Source organism: Spirosoma horti, from assembly GCF_054776595.1.
This window is the reverse complement of the sequence record NZ_BAAHBQ010000002.1, coordinates 786,954-808,757: the sequence shown is the minus strand read 5'-3', so window position 1 is coordinate 808,757 and position 21,804 is coordinate 786,954. Positions and strand designations below refer to the sequence as shown.

The following is a 21,804-nucleotide window of genomic DNA, read 5'->3' as shown; positions in this document are numbered from 1 at the left end:
GGAATGACAAAACACATATAGCGCAAAATGCCAATCGGAATACCAGCTTTTTACTTGAACAGCACCTGGCTGAACATCATCAGATCGTGCCGCCAGACCGGCCATGAATGCCCACCCGCGTATTCGCTGTACTGGTATTTGATCCCCATCTCATCGAACTTCTTCATCATGACCTGGCAGTTCTGGTAAGCAATGTCTTCCTTGCCGCCCATCGAAATCCAGAGCGGTTTCAGGTTGGCATTGATAGCAGCCGCATTGGTTTTCATAAAGTCATACTGGGGATCAGACAGCTTAGGGTTATTAGCGAACCAGCCCGAGCTGAACACGCCCAGCGACGAGAACATGTTGTTGTTTTTGATACCCGCATATAACGTCTGCAACCCACCCATCGACAGGCCCGCGAGCGCCCGGCTTTTGGCATCGGTTTCGACCCGGAAGTTGCTTTCCACGAAGGGAATAGCGCCCAATTTTAGTTCGTTCTCAAAAGACTTCAATACATTTTCGTTGAAACCCGCCAGTCCACCAGCCCCGCCCATGTTGCCGTCGAGCATCACGATCAACATCGGTTTAGCTTTTTTGTCGGCAATCAGGTTGTCCAGAATCATATCCGTTTTACCCTGCGTAGCCCAGCCGCGCTGATCTTCGCCACCGCCGTGCAGCAAATACAGCACCGGGTATTTCTCGGTCGATTTATCGTAGCCCGGCGGGGTGTAGACGTACATTTCGCGCCAGCTGTTGGTGGCTTTCGAGAGGTAACGTTTGATGCGGATATCGCCGTGGGGAACGTCTTTTAGGGCGTAGAAGGCCTCATCTTTGTCAGGAATTTCAATACCGCTGGCCATACGGCCCATACCATAGAACGTTTCGCTGGCCGGGTCAACCACGGCAACGCCATCGATCAGAACCGAATAATAATGAAACCCGCGACTGATGGAATCGGTGGTGGCCGTCCAGAAACCGCTGGTGTCTTTCACCATGTCGTACTTCTTCCCCAAATCCACCTGTACCTTCTGCGCATCGGGCGCTTTCACCCGAAACACCACGCGGTTGTCCGGTAAAATCTGGGGGTATTTGGCGTTCCGGATGTTGGTTGCTGCTGGCGTACCCAGGACCGTATATTTCGACAACGACGAGACATCGACCGGCTTGAACAGAAACTGCGAGAACATGTACAGCCCATTTTTCCAGACCTTGAAATCATGGCCGCCCGGCTCTACGTAATAGATATGCGGCACATTGTTCTGGTAGAGGTAGTCATGCGTACGTTTGCTGAAAGTGATCAGCCCGTCGGCGTCCCCGCAGGAAATCCAGAGCATCTTCAGCTTCTGTTTGGCTTCGGCCGGGTTAGGGACCAGTTCTTCGGGCCGTTTGGTATTTGGGGCCGACGAAAACCCACCCACCCAGGCGAATTTATCCAGATTTCCCAGTCCGAAATTCAGCGACTGACCACCCCCCATCGACAACCCCGCAATGGCACGGTGTTCGCGGTCGGTCAGCGTCGGGTACTTTTTCTCGATAAACGGAATGAGGTCGGTCAGCAAGTCTTCTTCGAACGTAGCAAACGCTTCGACCTTGTCTTTCTCAAACACGTTGCCCACCGCCCGGTCGTCTTTCATGGCGCGGCCGTTGGGCATCACCACGATCATCGGTTCCAGCTTGTTTTCGGCGTACAGATTGTCCAGAATTACCTGGGGAGAACCTCCTTTGAGCCATTCTTTTTCATCGCCCCCAATGCCGTGCAGCAGATAGAGGACAGGATACTTTTTCTTCTTCGAATAGCCCGGAGGGGTATAAATTAAGGCTTTCCGGGTAGTACCAACGGTTTTCGACGGATAGGTTATCGAGTCGAGTCTTCCGGTGGCGATACCCGTCCGTAGCTGGTCGAAACCTTTGGGCGCTTCGTTGAGAATAGTCTGCGCGAGGGTTGATGACCCCAGCAGCAGCCCAATGGCTAGGACCAGAAATGCAGTTGTATTGTGTAAAATCGTTTTCATGGTTTTTGGTGAGTTATTTTGCCTGGGGCGTTATCATCTGGTATTTCCCGCTCAGGTGCATGAGACTGAATATGTACAGGAGACCATCATAATAGGGGTCGAAATAGCCATCGTCAAACGGTTCCAGTTTGGCTTTCCATAAAGCGTGTACAAAGTCGAGACTGTTCGGCTCTTTATTGATGAGCGAGAGCGTAGCGGCTGTCGATACCAGGCCAATCGAGTGTCGGAGCTTTTTTACCGGCCCCGCCTGAAGAATAAACTCGGGCCGTGAGCCATCCAGGTTAAACTGGTCCTCGTAGGTGTCCATCCCTTTTGACCGCAGGAAACCCTGAAACCGTTTGGCGTAGTCTTCCTGCCAGGCTTTGTCTTTACCCGACCATGTATAATCCATCGCAATGTTCATTGGCACGCGCCACGAATCGTAGCGAAAGGCCGAGGGCGACCAGCGGGTGTCGTGCGGTTTGCCGCTGAACTCGGTGTAGTCGGCGTTAAGACCCGTTACGGGATGACAGGCGCGGTGCAGAAACACCCGCGACGTATCGACGCATTCCTTGTAAAACGCTTCGTGGCCGTCTTTGGCATACATGACCCACGCATCGTAAAAGGCAGGCAGGTGATATGACGGATCGGTCCACGTGTAATTGCTGCCTTCGGGCACGAACGAAATTTGCTTGGCGTCTGTGTTGATGAGGTTATAAATGTTGCCGGTACCGTCTTTTTTCCACATCGCATCCAGAATCCGCCGGGCTTCTCCATAATAATTAATGCCCGTATTATTACCCCATTTATTGGCCGCAAACAACAGACTGGTGATGTAATACAACTCGCCATCGGACGCCGACCCTTCCGAGTTTTTCTTCATCGTTTGCGGATTGATACTCCAGGCAAAATAGGCTTCCCGGGGTCCGCTCTGGTGCTGCAGATACTTTTTAGACCACCGCCAGATCCGGTCGAATACGTCTTTTTTGCCGAGCTGAACGGCCACCATCATGCCGTAGGAAAGGCCCTCCGTCCGGGCATCTTTGTTTTTCACGTCCGACACATACGCCATCGTATCGCCGACTTCAAAATAAACTTTGTTCGGACCTTCGAAAACGTCGTGATACGCTTTCGCCACTTTGGCGTCGATGTCGGCCTGTTTATAGCCTGCTTCCCGAAACAGGTTCCGGTAAGCGGGCGGACGTGTCTTTTTATTCTGCCCAAAGACGACTCCCTGTCCGCTACAAAGCACGACCAGTATTAGCCATAAACTGACCTTACGCTTTCCTTTCACTCCAATTAATTGTACCATAAAAATAGGTCGAGTATCGTACTTGAGGTGAGTCTGTTTTAGGGAACCCTATAAGGTCTTGAAGACCTCATAGGGTTGATTGTCCAGGCTATTTGGTAAACAGCAATGGGGCCATCTCGTGCAGACTGCGACGCCAGGTCTGGAATTCATGCCCCGTCTTGTCCGACACGTACGAAACCGCATTATACCCGGCGGCTTTCAGGTCGGTGGCCGACTTATTCACCCCATCTGGCCGTTCTTTGCTGCCGCAACTAATGAACACAAGCTTCGGTTTGGCTTTGCCGGTGAGGTCTTCCGGCGCATAAACGCCACCGCTGAGCAGGCCGTAGTACCCAAAAACGTCCGGCTTATTGAGGGTGATCATTTTGGTTTCCATACCACCCATCGAGAGGCCCGCCATAGCCCGATTGTCCCGGTTGGCCAGCGTGCGGAAATTGGTGTCCACGTAGGGAATCAACTCGTTGGTCAGGACCGTCTGGAATGGGTCAATCTTAAACTCTCTTATTTTACCAAATTTCACTTCATTGGTCATGCCGTAGGTCATCACGATGATGAACGGCTTGATTTTGCCTTCGGCGATCAGGTTGTCCATAATCAGATTGGCGTGTCCCTGATTGCTCCAGGCCGTTTCGTCTTCTCCCCAGCCGTGTTGCAGGTAGAGCACCGGGTATTTTTTAGACGTCGATTTCTCGTAACCCGGTGGCGTGTACACAAATGCCCGACGGGGTGTACCGGTGCTTTTCGAGGGAAACAACACCTGCTGTACGTTGCCGTGCGGGACGTCTTTCAGGGCGTAGAAGTCCTGATCGTGGGCCGGAATTTCAATGCCGCTTTCCCACCGGATAGACCCGTAGTAATTCAGGGCACCTGGATCGTTAAATTTCCCACCGTCGATCTTTACGTTATAGTAATGAAAACCCTCGTCCATCGGCCCTTCCGTCGTGCCGGTCCAGAATCCGTCGGCCCCTTTGGTGAGGATCGTGCCTCCCCGGCCACCCAGACCCAAGCTTACCCGGACACTATCCGCTTTGGGGGCCAGTATCCGAAAACGGGCGTAACCCTGCGAGTTTACCTGCGGATACTCCTGCCCCGGCTGATTCAGCGAGGAGGGTTTGAAATCTTCCGCAATGCCCGATGCCGTTTGCGAATAACTGCTTACGCTGATCAACGTGGCTACCACGAATGCAGCTAAACTTTTAGTAATCATTTGGTTAATGGTTTATGTTAGGAAAATTTGAAAGGATTACCTTACCCCTAACCCCCTGAAGGGGCTTTGCTCGTGCGTAGAAAAAGCCCCCTTTAGGGGTTGGGGGTGAGGCCTTATCGTTTTATTTAAAAAGCTGCGGCAGCGTATCCGCCAGATACAGTTTGCAGTTCATCCAGGTATGACCACCCGGCACGATAAGCGGCTTGACGTTGATTTTCTTCTCGTTGAACATAGTGATGTTCTGCTTCACCGGCTCGTACAGGAAATCGTCCGTACCCACGCTGACAGTGAATAATTTCAGCTGCTTATTCATCTGATCCGCATTTGGCGACCAGTTGGAAAAGTTTGCTTTAAACTCGTCGGTGGCGGTGTAGGGTGCATACGAGCACACATAAGCGAACTTATCGGGGTTGGTCAGGCCAATGTTGAGCGTCTGTCCGCCACCCACCGAAAAGCCAGCCACCGCCCGACCTTTGCTTTCTTTTATGACCGGATAATTGGCCTCCACGAACGGCACAATGTCATTGACCATATCCTTGGTAAAATCAGCCATCGGCGCCGGGCGAACGTTGCCATAAGGCATCACGATCAGCATGGGTTTGGCTTTTCCCTGCGCAATCAGGTTGTCGGCAATCAGGTTGGCGCGGCCCACTTTGGTCCAGGTTTCTTCGGTATCGGAGCCACCGTGAATGAGGTACAGCACCGGGTATTTTGTTTTTCCACTGGCGTTGAAACCCGGTGGTGTATAGACCAGCAACTGCCGCGTAGTGCCCAATGTACCCGATTTGTAGTAGCGGTAGCTGATCTTGCCGTGGGGTACGTTCTGGAGCGAATGCACCAGCGGCTGATCGCCGGGTACGTCGACGATGCTGCGTTTGAACCGCTCGTTGGCGAAAATGTATGTATTGCTCGGATCGGCCAGTGACACGCTGTCGACCATAAAGCTATAGGGATAAATATCAGGTTTCACCGGCGGCACCGTCACGCTCCAGATGCCCGACGTGTCTTTGGTCATGGCGACCGGTGCTTTGAGAAACTCGCCGGAAACCGTCACCTTTTTCGCGTTTCGGGAGAAATACCGGAACGTAATGCTGTGATCCGGGTGAACATCGGGCGAGCTGATAGCGGGTGGGCGTTGCTGGGCTAGAACCGAAACACCCGAAACAAGAACAGTCAGAAGAATCGATAGAATGCGTTTCATGGGCGTGAGTTTTATGGTTGGAAGAGCAGTGGCGTGGTAGCGGCAACGTATGTTTTCACGTTCATCCAGGTATGGCCCCCGTCGGTAATCAGGCTTTTATAATTCACCTTTTTCGCCTTGAGGTAATCCATAAATTCCACCGTGCCTTTGTACAGAAAATCATCGCTGCCCACACTCACCCACAGCAGTTTTAGCTGCTTGTTGGTTTGATCGGGTTTAGCCACGATCTGGCTGAAATTACCATCCATCTCCTGGGGCGACAGGTAGGAGCTGTAGGCGCAGACATACGCAAACTTGTCCATGTTGCTGAATGCCGTCCGCAACGTTTGCCCGCCCCCACGCGAAAATCCACCAATGGCCCGGTTCTCCCGATTGGCAATGGCCCGGTAATTCTTCTCGACATACGGAATGACATTACTGACCAGATCGGTCGCGAAATCGTTGGCCCGTTTCACCGCGTCGGCCCCATCCCGAACGGTTGGGTCGGCGGGCTTTACCCCGCCTTTTTGTTCAGCTACGCGAGCCGCGATGTTGCCATAGGGCATGACAATAATCATTGGCTTCACTTTCCCTTTTGCCAGCAGATTGTCCAGAATCAGGTTGGTTTTGCCAACTTTAAAAAAGGTCTCTTCGGTATCGGTCGTGCCGCTGATGAGGTAATAAACGGGGTATTTTTTGGCTGGCAACTGGTCGTAACCGGGTGGCGTATACACGACCAGAGAGCCTGTTGTCCCTTCCATCGACGGGTAATATTCATAGTTGATCGAACCGTGCGGGACGTCGCGCATGGCATGGATCAGGAGCGTATCACCGGGAATGTCGACCAGGCTGGCTTTGAACCGTTCATTGGGAAAGAACGCGACGTTGGCCGGGTCCATCACCGTGACACCATCCACCCGAAAACTGTACGGGTAAATATCCGGTTTGACAGGGCCGACGGTAACGCTCCAGATACCCTGCGCATCTTTGGTCATGGCAACGGGTGCTTTTTCAAACTGGGCGCTCATTTCCAGCGATTTAGCCGAAGGCGCCAGGTAGCGAAACGTGACCGACTTGTCTGCATTCACCTGGGGCGACACGACCAGCGGGCCGCGTGGCGGCTGGGCCATTGCCCCGCCGTACAGGCAAATTATGGTCCAGACGAGCCACAATCGACCGATTAGTTGTTTGTTCATAATCGATTAAGGTTTAGATTCAATACTACGTAAAGCGAGTTTTCCTGCGTTTGGTATTTTATCCCCAGCCCCAAGGGGGTTTTGCTTAACTATTCTCAACGTAAGCCCTCTTCAGGGGGTTGGGGATAAAATGCATTCATTGTGTCATGACATCTACTTCCGCATAGCCCGATGCTGAACCCTCCTGTGTATTTTTCAGAGCACGCAGTTTGATGTATCGGGCGCGCACCGGCTCGAACGATTTGGTTTGCCAGACCGGGCTGTTTTTAATGTTTGAAAATTCTCCCTCGCTCACCCGTTTCCAGGTCACATGATCAGCCGACACCTCAAATTGATACTGGGTAATGATACTGGCTTCTTCCCACCAGTTCTGGGCAGGTAAATACCGGAACCCGACCAGCTTTTCTTCCCTGCCCAGATCGATTACCAGATCGGCGGGCATCTGCTGGGTTTTGTTCTGATGCCAGGACGTATTGGGGTTTCCATCCAATGCCTGATAAGCCGAGTTTGCATCCGTACTCACGATTTTCCAGGTGCTGCGGGCGATATCAAACTTATCTTCACTGACCACGCTACTTTGCTTCGTGAACGGATTGTAGGCCATGGCCTTTACGTCAACTTTACCGTTGCTGGTTTGCACGGGAGCTGAGTATCGGGACGAGGTTGCGGTTGGTGAACTTCCGTCGAGGGTATAGTACACTTCCGATTCAGTATCACCGGGTTTGATGTGAATAGCCCCAGCCTGATCGCGGGTGACAATGGGTGGTGTTAGAATCAGCGGGGCTTTATAAACGGCCAGATTTGAAATCAACGGGCTGCCTTTGGCATCCAGAATCGTCAGGCGCAGTTGCGTAGCTTCGACGGTCGGAAACCGGAGAATGCGTTTATAGCCAATGGTTGTCTCTTTAGCAATCTCTTTCCAGTTACCACCGACCAGTGCTTCGACGGTAAATGCCTTAACCCGTTGCCCCAAACGGATCGGCTCCTGCACCAGAAACCGATTGAACGCCGTGGGTTTCGTAAACTGTAGCGTCAGAGATGCCTGCCTGATGTTATCATCGGTTCCCCAGTAGCTTTCCTGATCGGTATCAATGGCTTTGCCCGCGTCGTAAGCCGAACGGTTCCCGCGTACCTGCGAGGCCGTTGCTTTCGCATTTTCGGCCAGATTCACGGCAAAGGCCTCTTTTCGGGCTTTGGCGAAGGCTTGCACCGCTTTTTCGTCTAACTCGTTAATCAGGCCATTAGGCATGATCGGAAAATTGAGCAGCAGTGTCGCGTTTCGACCGATGGAATTGTAATACGTATCCATCAGTTGGGGCAGTGTTTTCACCTTGCGGTCTTCTCGTTCATGGTAAAACCACTCGGGCCGAATGGAGGTGTTTACTTCGCCGGGTACCCAGGCATTGCCATTTTCGACGCCGTAGCGCAGCATTTTCTCCGATACATCGCCGGTCGCATTTAACAAACTCCAGTTGGTTTCACCCACATACCCGGCTTCGGTACCTACCCAGCGCAGATCGGCCCGGTCGCCCCCGTCATTCCAGATGACGATTTTGGGCTGGAGTTTGCGCACGAGTTTGTAGGTATCCGGCCAGTCGTAATACGTTTTTGAATCAATTTTACGCGTTTCGTTTGCCCCGCCATAGTACCCCGACCCGCCGTTTGCTCCGTCGAACCAGACTTCAAAAATGTCACCGTAGTTGGTCAACAGCTCCTGTAACTGGTTGCGAAAATAGGTGATGTATTCAGGCTTGCCGTAGTCAGCATGGTTGCGGTCCCAGGGTGAGAGGTATACACCGAATTTCAGGCCATATTCTTTGCAGGCATCGGCCATTTCCCGCACGATATCGGCTTTTCCGTTGCACCAGGGGATATTTTTCACAGAGTAGTCGGTGTATTTGGAAGGCCAGAGGCAAAACCCACTATGGTGTTTAGCGGTAAAAATGATGCCTTTCATCCCGGCCTCTTTACAAATACGCGCCCACTGCCGACAGTCCAGATTTGCGGGATTAAACAGCTTCGGGTCCTCATTGCCCAGCCCCCAGGCCATATCGGTATACGTGTTGATCGAAAAATGGATGAACGCATAGTATTCCATCTTTTGCCAGCGCAACTGGTTTTCGCTGGGCAGGGGTCCAACGGGTTTAGGTGGCGCTGATTGTGCAAATCCGGCAAGCCCCGTCAGCAAACAAAGCGACAGTCGGACAAATAAGGAGATAGGCATAGTCGGGCTTAATTAATGAGCCAGTTGTTCAGTTTCATCCAGGCAAATAAGGGTTCCATCCAGCCGGGGTGTCGGAAAATAAAGCCGTGGTCGCCTTTGGGATAGATGTGCATTTCAACGGGCACGTTCTGATGCCGGAGCTTCTCGAAAAATATGATGCTGTTGTCTACATCGACTAGTTTATCATCAGCTGCGTGGGTCAGGTACGTTGGGGGCGTGTTGGCCCGTACCTGTAGTTCATTCGAGAAGAGGTCAACGTCCTGCCGCGCCGGATTTTTGCCCAACAGGTTATCTTTCGAACCGCCGTGTGTCAGGCTGTCCTGCATGCTGATGACCGGATAAATCAGAATCTGAAAATCGGGCCGAAGGTTAGTATTGCCCGCATTATCGACATACGCTTTCTCGAAGTGCGTGGCCGCTGTCGAGGCCAGATGACCACCCGCCGAGAAACCCATGATACCCACCTTATTGACGTCGATACCCCATTTTTGGGCATTTTCGCGAACCAGTTTAATGGCTTGCTGAGCGTCCTGCAACGGTCCGATTCTTTTGTCGGGCATGATCGCATCGCTGGGCAGGCGGTATTTCAACGCAAACGCAGCGACTCCTTTTTCGGCCATTGCTTTGGCGATAGCAATACCTTCACCCTGGTACACGACCACGCCGTAGCCGCCACCGGGAATAATAATGACTGCCGCGCCGGACGCCTTGTCGGGTGCAGGTTTGAAATAGGCTAAGGTGGGTTTGGTTATCCCCTTCAACACACCCGATTCTACCCCCGACTCCTGTACATCCGACGTTTTTGAATTGGGAACCGAAGCCGAGTACAAGGGTATGATTTCCTGCGCTTGCATGACGTATGGAGCAAGCCATAACAGGCTGATTAACCATGCCCCGGCTTTTGTTCTTCCGGCTTTACGCCGGGCACTATCGGATGATATTAACAAGCTAAAACGCTTCATCTTGTCGGAGCTTTGGCCCTTGTCCCCAGCCCCCTTAAGGGGTGCATGCTGGCATTGAATTGCACCCCCTTCAGGGGGCCGGGGGTAAGGGCCTAGATATAAAAAGGGTTAACTAAATATCTTTCTCTGGAATCGCTTTACTCCGTTGCGGTCGGTTTATAGCCGAGCAGCGACAGCATCTGAGTCGCATACCGTTTGCCTAATTCCCGATAACCAGCCGCATTGAAGTGCAGGTTGTCAGCTGCGTCGGTACAGCCCGCCGAGGAAATCACGTGCGCGTTTCTGATCGTTTGGGGAAGCGTGGCAATGATCTTGTTCATGCTCGCACACACGCCACCCTGATCGGCATTGACCGTTTCGCCCGCCAGCAACGGCACTTTTTTAGGTTTCAGATCCAGGTCGTGCATCAGGTTATCGTAAACCACTTTAACCTTTTTGGTCCACAGCGTATCGTTGGTATTCGACTCGCCCTGATGCAGCAGAATGCCCTTGATGACCCCGTCTTTCTGCGCCAGTTTCGCCATCTCGACGAGTCGCCCATATGGATTGCCATCGTATTGGCTAATAAAATTTTTCATCCAGCCGGGCACATTGGTGGTATACGACTCATAATGGTCTTTATCGAACAGCTCGATTTTACAACCACCCACGGCTACGTTGATGACGCCTACCCGGACCTTTTCGGGAAGGTTAGCCACCAGTTCCCGGCCAAAATAATCGGCAGGCGTAAGACCGGTTTTACAGCGGCATAAAGGCGGAACGGCGGTGTACCAGTTTCCTTTTTTTCGATTGAGATCCGGACAGTCTACAGCCTCCATCAGCTGAAAGCGGCTGTTCACATTAACCGTATCCTGCGGCTCAATTTTGGCATTCCCCTCCATGTTGGACTGTCCGAAACAGAGGAAAATGTAAAAGTTTTTGTCCTGAGAAAATGCGTTTAGACTCAGTAACACAAGGCCAATTGTCAGAAAGCGAATAGACGTTGTTTTCATGATTTCGGTTGGTTTAGGATTCTCCCAGTACTTACGCTGTATTTCTATCTGTTTTTCAGCGACTTATCAATACGGAAATAGTCAAAATCGGCAGAACCGCCCACATTTTGGGTAGCATAATTGAACAGCCCGAACCGGTAGCCCATAAAATGCGGGATTGTGTACGGCATTTTTAGTGGTTCGCCGATGGGTGTCCATGCTTTTCCGTCGAGGCTGTAGAAGAAATGAGCGGTGTCGGTACGATCCCGAAAATCACAGGCAGCTTTCAGGTAGACCGTTTTCTGGTTCAACGGAACGCGCTGTATCTCAACCGGTTTTCCTGAACCGGCACTAACCATGACAAGGGACCGGGCTCCGTTCTCCATTTTTACACCGACCAGTCCGTAATTCTTTTGCAAAAGACTTAGCCCCGCAAAGTCACCGTCTTTCAGGTTCGCTACGTCCAGTGCCGTCGAGCCCGAACACTCGGGACCGATGGTGCGCTGGGTCAGGGTGTTTCGGGCCATTACGAACGACGTATCGGTACGTCCGGTTTTCAGACGCAGAAAGCCTTTCCGCTCCGTCACCGACCAGAGACTGTTGTCGGGATTGTGATTCCATTGCCACACCAGCGGCAGGGCAGGATCGCCTTTTTTGCGGGTAAATTCGTCGGTGTTCACGATGCCGGGAATCAGGCCTTTGCTGGCCGGAAGATTGAGCGTTCCGGGCACCTTGCCCTTAACGCCGAGCACGGGCCAGCCATCTTCCCAACTGACCGGCACCAGATAAGGAATCCGGCCTACTCCGCCAAAATCGCGGAACAGATAGGCGAACCACCGGCCGTCGGGCGTATCGATCAGACCGCCCTGTGCCACGCCTAAATCCTGTAAGCCAATTTTACCTTCCCAGGGACCGGTTAGTTTATCCGCCCGGTGAATGACCACCGTTCGCATACCGCCTTTCGGCCAGGTGATGTTGAAGAGATAATACTTCCCCTTTACCTTGACCAATTGCGACCCTTCGGCCGGGAGACCACCGCCCGTACCGGATGGCGCGCTGGCGTTCTCGATCAGCACCTGTTCGGTAGTGCCCGGCTTCACCCCCGACGCATCGGCCGTCAATTCGACCAGCCGGAGTTTTCCTGCGCCGTAAATCAGATACACCCGGCCGTCATCATCGAAAAACAGGCTGTGGTCATGGTAAGACGGTTTGAACGAGATTTCTTTCCAGGGCCCTTTCTCGATGTTCTTCGTGGTAAAGATATATGTCTTGCCGGTGGTCTGGGCAAAGGTGGTCGCGTAGTAGGTGCCGTTATGGTAGCGCAGGCTGCTGGCCCATGACCCACGGCCGTAGGTGCTTTTACCGTTGGTCAGATTCAGGGCATCCACGTTCGCCAGCGTATCGTAGGCATAGCCAACCAAGTGCCAGTTAATCAGATCGTTCGATTTCATGATGGGTAGCCCCGGACTCAGGTGCATGGTGGTGCTGCTCATGTAATAGGTGCCGCCCACCCGAATCATGGCCATATCCGGCACGTCGGCAAAAATGACCGGGTTCTGAGCGGTTTGAGCAACAGCCGCGACATACCAGAACAGCAGACTCCCCAGCAGGCCGTATCGAAATAGCTTGTTTTTCATGGAGGTAAACAGTAGGGCCGTTTTTTGTGACTACTGGAGTGGTCCGATCAGCTCAATAAAATTCCCATCGGGATCCTGTACAAAAACAAAGTGTGCTTTTGCATTCAGGGGCGTTGGGGTGCTGCCCAGAAACGGCACGTTCAGTTTCGTCAGCCGGTCGATGATGGGTTGCAACGCCTTTACGTTGATGGTGATGTACTGCATGCCTGTATCGTCCTGAATGTAGGTTGGCTTCGGATGGGATGCTTTTTTGCCAAAGCTCATCAGCTTCCAGTCGGTGGCTTCGGGGCTGTTTTCGAGTTTCAGAATGGCTACGTTCGTTGCTACACCATTGGTCAGTCCGGAGCGTTTGCCAAAGTCTTCATTGATGGTAAAGTTGCCCGTCTTAACCATGCCGATGCCATTTACGTAAAAATCAAGTGAGCGGTCGAGGTCGGCGACCACGACACCGATGCCAATCGTTTTACTGGTGAAATTGGATTGTGCACTGGCACGTAAACTACTCAAGAAGACAAATAGTGTTATTATGACACATTTATAGGCAGTCATCATTCGTTTGTTCATGTTGAAAAACAGTCGTTACTGGGTCACAAGTCTGATTTGGTGAAAGCGAGGTGTGTTTTTTCCAGACTGAGCTATAATTTTCAACGTAATCACGTCGTTGTCATTTGCTTTCAGTCGGATCGTTTTTTCCCCTTTAGAAAGAATTTCGGCCGGCTTTTCGTTGATCAGGAAATCGACAGTATCCGGTATTATATTCTCTAAAGCGCGGATGTCGATGTATTTACCCACCCGATTTTTATTCTGCAACTGGTAAATGATGTACGAACGAGTACGTCGCCAGAAACGCTCATCATCATAACCCGATTCGGTTTTTTCACCTTTGAACGCGTGGTCTACTTCGGGTTGCTGTTCGCCACAATTCACCTTATCGACCGTGTTGGCATCAAGGGCCAACGCTTCGGTTTCCTGTTGTTTCAACCGGGCTTTCTGCTCATCGAAGGCCGCGTTGGATAAGGTCTGAAAATACATCTGATAGCGGGCATCATGTACTTCGTAAAACGGCTGTAGAGTCAGCGAATCCAGTCTGAAGTGTAAGTTGTCCGCCGGTTTTAGTCGATTCAGGTACGTGGCCGGTTCGCCAACCAGCGCATAGGCTTCATCGATTGGGAACAGCTTGCCTTTGGTTTCGTGGCCCATCCGGCTATCATCGGCGAAAAGCCCTTTCAGATCGTCCGTCGATGTTTTAGCAGCCAGCACAATGGGGCCGTTGACAAAAGCCGCCCAGTTCGAGCCGTCGGGTAAGTACTCCAGCCGCGTCGAGGTGGTGAAGCGGACGATTACCGTATCGCCCGACTTCCATTTGCGATGGATGGCGACATAACTAGCTGGCTTGCCGGTAATGGGTTGCGCGTTGCCGTTGACCAGAATTTCCAGGTTTTCAGCCCATTTTGGATAGCGGATGTTTACGGAAAATACCTGTGGTTTTGTAGTCTTTACAACTAGCTCCGACTGGTTCTTGTAGGGAAAACCAGTACGCTGAGTCAGTTGGACGGCTTTGGCGGTCCAGTTCAGTGTTGAGGGAACAAACAGGTTGACAAACAGCTCATCGGCGGAATGGCTGTAAATTAACTCGCCATATTTCGTGTGGTTCTCGAGGCCCGAGCCCACGCAACACCACATGCTGGTTTCGGGCTGCGAATACACCCGGTAATGGTTCGGCCGAATAGGCGTGAAATACACAAATCCGCCTTTTTCGGGATGCTGGCTCGACAGGATGTGGTTGTACAGGGTCCGTTCGTAAAAGTCCAGATAGCTTACGTCGTTCTTATCCAGAAACAACGCTTTGCTCAGGCGCAGCATATTGAACGAGTTACACGTCTCCGGCCCCTGATTCGACCGTAGCACCTGACTGAAATCGGTCGTGGGGTTGAAGTGCTCCCGCACACTGTTGCCACCAAACGCCACACTGCGGGTTTGCGACACATTCTGCCAGAAATACTGAGCTGCTTCCGACCAGTCAGCTTTCCCCGTCAGCGTGGCTATTTTCTCGAAACCAATCACCTTCGGAATCTGCGTATTAGCATGAAGACCCGTTAACTTATCCTGTTTTGCTAACAACGGCTCCAGAATAGCCCGATGTGAAATCCGCTGCGCCGTTTCGAGGTATTTCTTGTCCTTTGTCAGGATGTACAGATCGGCGAAGGTTTCGTTGATGCCACCATGTTCGGTGCGCAACACCTGCTGAATCTGCTCGTCGGAGAGTGGTTTGATGAGTTCGACAAACCAGTCGCCCAGCCCGATCAACACCTGTTTCGCCTGCTTGTTTCCGGCATACTCGTAGGCGTCGCGCAAGCCCGCAAACAGCTTATGAATGTTGTATAAGGGCACCCAGGTATTGTTCAGCCCGAAACTGCTGCCATCGATATCCCCTTTATGAATCCGTTCCCAGAACACTTTACCCTGCGGAATGCCGCCCACATAGCCATTACCATTTTTGGCCTGGCATTGCGCCAGTTGGCCGACCATGTAATCGAGCCGTTTTTTGGTTTCGGCATTCCCAGTCGAGGCATACATCATCGCTAACGCCGACAGGTAATGGCCGCCAATATGTCCGTCCAGCCCCGAGCTTTCCCAGTTGCCATAACGCGGTGCTTTTACCGGCAGCCCAGCATCGATCAGGTACGGAGCCAGCAGTTTATCGGGGTTGAGTGCCAGGATATAGTTGAGATCAATATCCTGCGCATTCTTAAACGGTCCGTCCGTCAGTTTCACGTCCTGCAAGGCAAACGGCTGCATCTGCGCCAGCGACGGGAGGCTTAGCAGAACGAAAAATGCGATATAAACTACGTTTGTTTTCAAGGGATAAGGTTGTGTTTTAACCGTCGAGTGTGCTGGGTCGCTGTGTGGTCAGTTTTAAGAAACTGACCACACGTCAAGTAGCGTATCATACATAATCCTGACGGTTCTATTTATTTCTTATACATAGGGTCGTCGCCCTTGTAAGTCAAATAGTGAAAAGACGCCGAATTGGTACTAGGTTCACCTGATGAGGTAGCATACAGGCCGTAGAGGCAGCCGATAAAGCCACCAGCTTCTTTGGTACTCAGGAATTTAGCATCGACGCTGTCTTTCAGCAATTTCCAGTTTTTGGCATCTTCCGAAAACGAAAAACTGTAGGTATCACCCATAGACGCAATTCGCAGACCTACTTTACCGGTTTTTGGCGTCAGTGGTACCTCTGTCAGCAACTCCATCGCTTTGTCTTTCGGGTTGCTTTTGAAGAGTTGCAATACGTCTTTTCCCTGCGCCGTTGATTTACACAGGTAATAGAAGTGGCGTTCATCCTGAAAAATCACCAGCCCCGCCTTTTCTTTTTCCGATTTTGGCGCGAAACTCAGTTCGGTTTCAGCTGTGCTGTACAAGTGCTGTTGCCGTTTTCCGATAAACGAGGGATTACCGAGATCCATGACCGTTTCCGGTTTCAGTTTCAGGGTCAATCCGGCTTTTTTCGACAGCGAAAACGAGTTTTTATCGATGGTGCGCATGAACAGAAACGACGGATCGAGCGCCTTGTCGAAGCGGAGCGTGTAGGCAAAATTGCCCGATTGCGGCAGGGCGTCTTTCTGCTTCATTTCCTTCCAGTTACCCGCGTAGGCATATTGAATGACCTTGTTGGCAGGATCCACAATTGGCCACTCATCTTTCCAGGTGACGGGTGCAATGAAGGTCTCGCGGCCCGTATTGTAGTAGTCACCTTCATATGGCCGTACGGCCAGAAAAATGGCATACCAGTTGCCGTCGGGCCCTTCGATAAATTGCGCGTGACCGGCCGACGTAATCGGGTCTTTGCGGTCGGCGGGCAATCCCCGCTGGGTCAGAATTGGGTTGTTTTCGTACGGAACGAAGGGTCCCCATACAGATTTAGATCGAAAAACTACTTCGGTGTGGTTAACGGATGTACCGCCTTCGGCGGCATACAGGTAGTACCAGTCCTTCACTTTCATGATGTGCGGAGCCTCGATCCAGACGGGCTTTTTGGACAGGTCGACGCCCCCGTTCACCAGTTGTTTTTCGTCGCCGATTACTTTCAGATTCTTGTAATCAAGCTCATAGATACGAATCGTCCGATGGCCCGAATACAGGGGCTTCCGGTCGGGCGCGTCGCTGTTGTAGATGATATATGCCTTGTCCGTCGCTTCATCGAAATACAATGACGGATCGATGCCCTTTACCTGTGGAATTTTGACCGGATCGCTCCACGGACCCGCCGGATTTTTAGCCGTTGCGATGAAATTACCGTCGTGGTCGATGTCGGTACAGGTGACGTAGAACGTGCCTTTGTAGTAGTGAATGGCTGGCGCAAAAAGGCCGCGGGTCAGGCGCTCGCCCATGAAATCCATCTGCGACGGCCGGTCGATGACGTTGCCGATCTGTTTCCAGTTCTTCAAATCGTTGCTGTGCAGGACCGGAATACCGGGAAAGTACGAGAACGTCGAGTTGACAAGATAGTAGTCGGCTCCGACGCGAACGATGCTCGGATCAGGGTAAAAGCCGGTCATAATCGGGTTGACCAGCGTAGTCTGCGCGAAACTCTTCTGGATTAGAATCAGGCTGATTATTGCCAAAAGAGCCCAGGAAAGGCGATTCTTCATGCGTATTTGTCTTATTTTCACTTATTTAGCTTTTATCATCCTGTTTTGTCATCCCTCTTTCGTCGGGATGACAGAAAATATTACTGTGCCACCAGCGAGTACACCTTGCCAGCTTGCGTCGGCAGATCATAAAGCAACGTTTCCTTCAGAACGGGCGCTGTCCTGGTTGCTTTTTCGGCGATAATAGGCGTCGCTGTCGGTTCGATCTGGTAAAAGGGGTTTGGGTTCGGACCCGATGCCGTTTTCAATCCGGCACCAGCACTCATAACCAGCGCCGTCGGTGTCCGCACACGCAGGTTCCCGCCCAGATTGGATTTTATCACGACCTTGGCCAGCTTCCCATTTTTCCAGTCGATACTGACCACGTCAAACCCACCGATGGCCCGCAAGCCGCTAATGCGACCGGTTGGCCAGACATCGGGGAGGGCGGGTAATAGGTGAATGGCTCCATCGGCGCTTTGCATCAGCATTTCCGTGATGCCCGACGTACAACCGAAATTCCCGTCGATCTGAAACGGAGGGTGTGCGTCGAACAAATTGTTGTACGTACCACCACCTTCCGGATTGGTGCCCAGGGGCGACAACTGGTTTTGAATGAGCGTGTAGGCGTGATTACCATCCTGCAACCGGGCCCACCAGTTGACTTTCCAGCCCATACTCCAGCCCGTCGAGACATCGCCCCGATGGATGAGCGATGTGCGGGCGGCATTGAATAAGTCGGGTGTGCGGTAGGGCGAAATCTGAACCGCCGGGAACAGACCGTACAAATGCGATACGTGCCGGTGATGGTCATTGGGGTCATCGACATCGTCCAGCCATTCCTGCAACTGACCGTATTGGCCCACATGCATAGGGGGCAATTTGCTGCGCATTTGCCTGAGCGTATCGACAAAGGCGGCATCTTTCTTCAGGATCTGTGCGGCCCGGATCGTGCTGCTGAACACGTCAAACGCAATCTGGTTGTCCATCGTCGTACCCGCATCCAGCGACGAGCCGCCATGGGCTTTCGGCGCGTTTTCCGGCGAACTGCCGGGATTCACCACCAGCCAGTGGTATTTCGGATGCTCCACTAAAAAATCGACGTAGAACGTAGCGGCCCCTTTCAGAATTGGGTAGACGGTTGCCAGATAGGCTTTGTCGCCACTGTACAGATAATGCTCCCAAAGGTGTTGACTGGTCCAGCCGCCACCCGCAATCCACATACCCCAGAAAGCGCCGTCGATGGCACCCGTTGCCCGCCAGATATCGGTGTTGTGGTGGGCCATCCAGCCGCGTGCACCGTACATGACCCGCGCCGTTTCCTGCCCCGTCTCCGACATATCCTTCACCATCTGCAAAAATGGCTCATGCAGCTCGGCCAGATTGGCTTTTTCGGCGGGCCAGTAATTCATCTGGGCGTTGATGTTGATGGTATACTTGCTGTCCCAGGGTGGCCGCATTTTGTTGTTCCAGATCCCCTGCAGATTGGCCGCCTGCCCGTTGGGCTGCGACGATGAGATCAGCAGATAGCGACCATATTGATAGTACAGCGTGACCATCTGCGGGTCGTTGGCCGTACGGAAATTCTTTAGCCGTTCGTCGGTGGGCAGGCTAGCCGCTTCTGTCGCGGTCGAACGCGACCCGCTCGACCCTAAGTCGAATGTAACCCGGTTGAAGTATTTCTGATAAGCGGCAACGTGCGGGGCCAGTAGCGTAGCGTATGATTTCGGATAGGCCTTGTTGAGGTACATGGCCGCCCGTGCGTTTTCATCTCCGCTGATGTCTTTGTAGTTAGTAAAATTGGTAGCAATCGAGATGTAGATCGTCGCGGCATTGGCCCCTTTCACCATCAGCGCGGTGTCGTTGGCCGTGATACGACCGCCCTCGGTTTTGATGCGGGCTATGCCTTTAAATTTCACCATGCCTTTAACGCCGTCCTGGTCCGAGGTGGTACCGGCAATGGTCAGTTCATTGGGCGTAGATGTTTTAATGACTGGATTCGTGTGCTGGGTGGAATAGAAAGCGGAAAACGACAGCTGGCCCGGTTTGCTGGCGGTCAGGTGCATCACCAAGACCCGATCGGGAAACGACGTCAGGACTTCACGGGTGTAGGTTACACCATCAACGGTATAAGTTGTTTTGGCAACGGCCCGCTCGATGTCTAGTTCCCGGTAATACTGGGTGTACTTATCGTGTCCGTTGAAGGTCAGGTGAAAACTGCCCATGGGCTGAAACATTTGCCCGTTCGACTTTTTGGTGATGATGGTTTTGTTGGCCAGTGCCTCGGCTTCCTTCTGCTTATTGTCGAAGATCAACTTCCGGATTTCGGGCAACGACGCCAGTGCCGCCGGGTTATCATTCCGGTTCGGACTCCCCGACCAGAGGGTGTGCTCATTCAGCTGGATCGTTTCCGTCTCCACATTGCCATACACCATAGCCCCCAGCCGTCCGTTTCCAACCGGCAAGGCATTTTCCCAGGTTTTACCGGCGGGGGTGGTATACCAAAGTTTTAAGGCTGGCTTTTTTTGCGAAAAGCCAGCCGTCGATAAGCTTATAAGAATAAGGAAAAGGTATGGTCTCATAGGGTACCTGACTAGTTGAAAAAACGCCTACATTATTGACAGTAAACGTACGGGGAGAAAAGCTTTCCTCCCCGTACGTTTACTGTCAATTCAGAATACTGACGTTTAATAACCCGGATTCTGAGGAAACTTCGGACCATCGACAACCCGGTCGATCTGCGTTTGTGGAATGGGTCTCAGCATATGAAAATCCTGTATGTAAGGAGCCGCTTCCGGATTCCAGGCTTTCACGCGACGAACCAGCGAACGGGTACGAACCAGGTCATGCCAGCGTTGCCATTCTCCAAATAATTCGCGGGTTCGCTCATCCAGAATGAAGTCTACGGTTACGTCGGCCGCCGAAATAGTCATGGCCGTTGCAGCGGCTGCGTTCTGGGCAGCCGTGTTCGTTTTGCGGTAAGCCGACCGCTGCCGAACCACATTGAGCAGCGTAGCCGCTTTTGTCGGATCACCGGCTTTCAGGTAAGCTTCGGCACCTGTCAGGTACACATCCGAAAAACGGTATAGCACACAGGGCCTGGTGGATGGGTCATTGAAGTTAGCTCCCCGGCTGGGATCCATGAATTTCTTAAGGGCCGGAAAAATTCCATTATCCCACAAGCTGGGCGGGACAACAAGCCCTTTAAAGGGTCTTGTCCCGATAAACTGTGGGGCACCTTCTACTTCAAAGTCAGGCAACCAAACGGCGGTGTCTGCCCCCACCACTGTTGTATAGCCAATGCCGCGTTTGTTGTTGGCAGCCGTAGGCGTATTGGTCACAGCCGTGTTGGCGATATAAACCGTGTAGAATGAATTTATAAAGCGGGAATCGACAGTCCGGTTCGTGAAAGCCTGATCCAGAAAGTAATTCTTACCGGCATTGGCCCCCGATGGCCATTTGTAGCTGTTTGGGCGCATGCGTGTATAGGGACGACCGTATTGCGAATCCCGGATCATCAGGGAGGTACCATTGTTGACATAAGTACCCGCAGCACTTTTATAGGAGTTGATACCGCTATTGTTGGGGTAATTCCAGTTCGTAAACCACGGAGACAGGTTATTGGCAAATCCACCACCTTCCGCAGCGCCTACTCTATAATAACCGTATTTTGCATCGAGCACGTGATCGCTGACAAACATGGTTTCTTTGCCGTAGTCGTTGGCGGGAACAAACGCATCGCCATAATCCTGCCATAAATCGAGGCCATACGTTGACTTATTGGCAATGATGTCGGCACACAGGCTAGCGGCCTGTGTAAAATCAGCGGCTGTGTTGTTGAGCCAGCCCCGGGTCAGATAGGCCTTAGCCAGCAGTAACTGAGCCACGGGTTTGGTGGCAGCTTTTCCTAAAAATGGAGCGGTTGGCTGGTTGGGTAAATCAGCAGCGGCTTCGGTTAAATCCTTAATGATCAGCTCATAAACCTGCGCTACGGGTTGGCGTGATGCGGCCTGTGAGGGCACCGTAATAAACTCGGTACTCAGCGGCACATCGCCCCAGGTCTGCACCAGATAAAAATACCAGAACCCACGAAGAAACTTGGCCTGGGCCAGATATTGTTTTCGGGTAGCCTCCGGCAGATCAATCGTTTGTCCGTATTTGAGTACGCCATTCAGCGTGTTGATGTCCTGAAAAGCCGTGCCCCAGGCAGCCCCGAAGTTGCTACCGTTCAGGTTGTTATAGGTATAGGGCGGTACTCCTCCGCTACTGGCACCCTGTAAAAATTCATCGGTGCCCGCCTGCATTTCGACGGTGAAGCCTTCGGTGCCCCATTGCCCCCGGATATCGTTGTATACACCCGCAATACCGCCCAATACGCCAGATGGACTATTGAAGTAAGAGGGGACGATCTGTGACTGTGGATTCTCCTGTAATATTTTTTCGCAGCCAGTGCTGGCTAACGCTGTAAGGCCAACTAGGGTCCAGACTTTTAATGATTTCATGATTCT

The 21,804-nt window shown here is 52.2% G+C and carries 14 protein-coding genes; all 14 read right to left on the bottom strand.

Annotation, left to right across the window (positions count from 1 at the left end):
- Positions 1-50 precede the first annotated feature (50 nt).
- Positions 51-1,994, bottom strand: coding sequence for an alpha/beta hydrolase-fold protein (locus tag ACYVAM_RS07300; RefSeq protein ID WP_461065405.1), 1,944 nt, complete (start codon positions 1,992-1,994; stop codon positions 51-53).
- A 13-nt stretch (positions 1,995-2,007) separates the two neighbouring features.
- Positions 2,008-3,285, bottom strand: coding sequence for a glycosyl hydrolase family 8 (locus ACYVAM_RS07295; protein WP_461065403.1), 1,278 nt, complete (start codon positions 3,283-3,285; stop codon positions 2,008-2,010).
- An 88-nt stretch (positions 3,286-3,373) separates the two neighbouring features.
- Entirely contained in the window at positions 3,374-4,492 is a 1,119-nt protein-coding gene (locus ACYVAM_RS07290; protein ID WP_461065401.1) for an alpha/beta hydrolase-fold protein, read from the bottom strand.
- Between the two features lie 121 nt (positions 4,493-4,613).
- Positions 4,614-5,693, bottom strand: coding sequence for an alpha/beta hydrolase (locus tag ACYVAM_RS07285; protein ID WP_461065399.1), 1,080 nt, complete (start codon positions 5,691-5,693; stop codon positions 4,614-4,616).
- Positions 5,694-5,704: 11 nt separating this feature from the next.
- Positions 5,705-6,868 carry an alpha/beta hydrolase gene (locus ACYVAM_RS07280; RefSeq protein WP_461065397.1) on the bottom strand — a complete coding sequence of 388 codons (1,164 nt, stop codon included), beginning with the start codon at positions 6,866-6,868 and terminating at the stop codon, positions 5,705-5,707.
- A 136-nt stretch (positions 6,869-7,004) separates the two neighbouring features.
- Positions 7,005-9,092 (bottom strand): alpha-L-fucosidase, encoded by a 2,088-nt coding sequence (locus ACYVAM_RS07275; RefSeq protein ID WP_461065395.1) that lies wholly within the window; start codon positions 9,090-9,092, stop codon positions 7,005-7,007.
- A gap of 8 nt (positions 9,093-9,100) precedes the next feature.
- Positions 9,101-9,946: an alpha/beta hydrolase gene (locus ACYVAM_RS07270; RefSeq protein ID WP_461065393.1), complete on the bottom strand. Its 846-nt coding sequence runs from the start codon at positions 9,944-9,946 to the stop codon at positions 9,101-9,103.
- Positions 9,947-10,191: 245 nt separating this feature from the next.
- Positions 10,192-11,046 (bottom strand): sialate O-acetylesterase, encoded by an 855-nt coding sequence (locus ACYVAM_RS07265; protein WP_461065391.1) that lies wholly within the window; start codon positions 11,044-11,046, stop codon positions 10,192-10,194.
- Positions 11,047-11,090: 44 nt separating this feature from the next.
- On the bottom strand, positions 11,091-12,662 hold the full coding sequence (locus tag ACYVAM_RS07260) for a glycoside hydrolase family 43 protein (protein WP_461065389.1): 1,572 nt from the start codon (positions 12,660-12,662) through the stop codon (positions 11,091-11,093).
- A gap of 30 nt (positions 12,663-12,692) precedes the next feature.
- Positions 12,693-13,211 carry a VOC family protein gene (locus ACYVAM_RS07255; protein WP_461065689.1) on the bottom strand — a complete coding sequence of 173 codons (519 nt, stop codon included), beginning with the start codon at positions 13,209-13,211 and terminating at the stop codon, positions 12,693-12,695.
- A gap of 30 nt (positions 13,212-13,241) precedes the next feature.
- Positions 13,242-15,461 (bottom strand): glycoside hydrolase family 127 protein, encoded by a 2,220-nt coding sequence (locus ACYVAM_RS07250; RefSeq protein WP_461065687.1) that lies wholly within the window; start codon positions 15,459-15,461, stop codon positions 13,242-13,244.
- 173 nt (positions 15,462-15,634) lie between these two features.
- On the bottom strand, positions 15,635-17,317 hold the full coding sequence (locus ACYVAM_RS07245; RefSeq protein ID WP_461065387.1) for a glycoside hydrolase family 43 protein: 1,683 nt from the start codon (positions 17,315-17,317) through the stop codon (positions 15,635-15,637).
- An 80-nt stretch (positions 17,318-17,397) separates the two neighbouring features.
- Positions 17,398-19,878, bottom strand: coding sequence for a glycoside hydrolase family 95 protein (locus ACYVAM_RS07240; RefSeq protein ID WP_461065385.1), 2,481 nt, complete (start codon positions 19,876-19,878; stop codon positions 17,398-17,400).
- 105 nt (positions 19,879-19,983) lie between these two features.
- On the bottom strand, positions 19,984-21,798 hold the full coding sequence (locus ACYVAM_RS07235; protein ID WP_461065383.1) for a RagB/SusD family nutrient uptake outer membrane protein: 1,815 nt from the start codon (positions 21,796-21,798) through the stop codon (positions 19,984-19,986).
- Positions 21,799-21,804: the final 6 nt, after the last annotated feature.

Excerpts from the sequence above, each read along its gene's own strand:
- ACYVAM_RS07300 (WP_461065405.1), bottom strand. The coding sequence starts at position 1,994 with ATGAAAACGATTTTACACAATACAACTGCATTTCTGGTCCTAGCCATT.
- ACYVAM_RS07295 (WP_461065403.1), bottom strand. The coding sequence starts at position 3,285 with ATGGTACAATTAATTGGAGTGAAAGGAAAGCGTAAGGTCAGTTTATGG.
- ACYVAM_RS07290 (WP_461065401.1), bottom strand. The coding sequence starts at position 4,492 with ATGATTACTAAAAGTTTAGCTGCATTCGTGGTAGCCACGTTGATCAGC.
- ACYVAM_RS07285 (WP_461065399.1), bottom strand. The coding sequence starts at position 5,693 with ATGAAACGCATTCTATCGATTCTTCTGACTGTTCTTGTTTCGGGTGTT.
- ACYVAM_RS07280 (WP_461065397.1), bottom strand. The coding sequence starts at position 6,868 with ATGAACAAACAACTAATCGGTCGATTGTGGCTCGTCTGGACCATAATT.
- ACYVAM_RS07275 (WP_461065395.1), bottom strand. The coding sequence starts at position 9,092 with ATGCCTATCTCCTTATTTGTCCGACTGTCGCTTTGTTTGCTGACGGGG.
- ACYVAM_RS07270 (WP_461065393.1), bottom strand. The coding sequence starts at position 9,946 with ATGCAAGCGCAGGAAATCATACCCTTGTACTCGGCTTCGGTTCCCAAT.
- ACYVAM_RS07265 (WP_461065391.1), bottom strand. The coding sequence starts at position 11,046 with ATGAAAACAACGTCTATTCGCTTTCTGACAATTGGCCTTGTGTTACTG.
- ACYVAM_RS07260 (WP_461065389.1), bottom strand. The coding sequence starts at position 12,662 with ATGAAAAACAAGCTATTTCGATACGGCCTGCTGGGGAGTCTGCTGTTC.
- ACYVAM_RS07255 (WP_461065689.1), bottom strand. The coding sequence starts at position 13,211 with ATGACTGCCTATAAATGTGTCATAATAACACTATTTGTCTTCTTGAGT.
- ACYVAM_RS07250 (WP_461065687.1), bottom strand. The coding sequence starts at position 15,461 with ATGCAGCCGTTTGCCTTGCAGGACGTGAAACTGACGGACGGACCGTTT.
- ACYVAM_RS07245 (WP_461065387.1), bottom strand. The coding sequence starts at position 17,317 with ATGAAGAATCGCCTTTCCTGGGCTCTTTTGGCAATAATCAGCCTGATT.
- ACYVAM_RS07240 (WP_461065385.1), bottom strand. The coding sequence starts at position 19,878 with ATGAGACCATACCTTTTCCTTATTCTTATAAGCTTATCGACGGCTGGC.
- ACYVAM_RS07235 (WP_461065383.1), bottom strand. The coding sequence starts at position 21,798 with ATGAAATCATTAAAAGTCTGGACCCTAGTTGGCCTTACAGCGTTAGCC.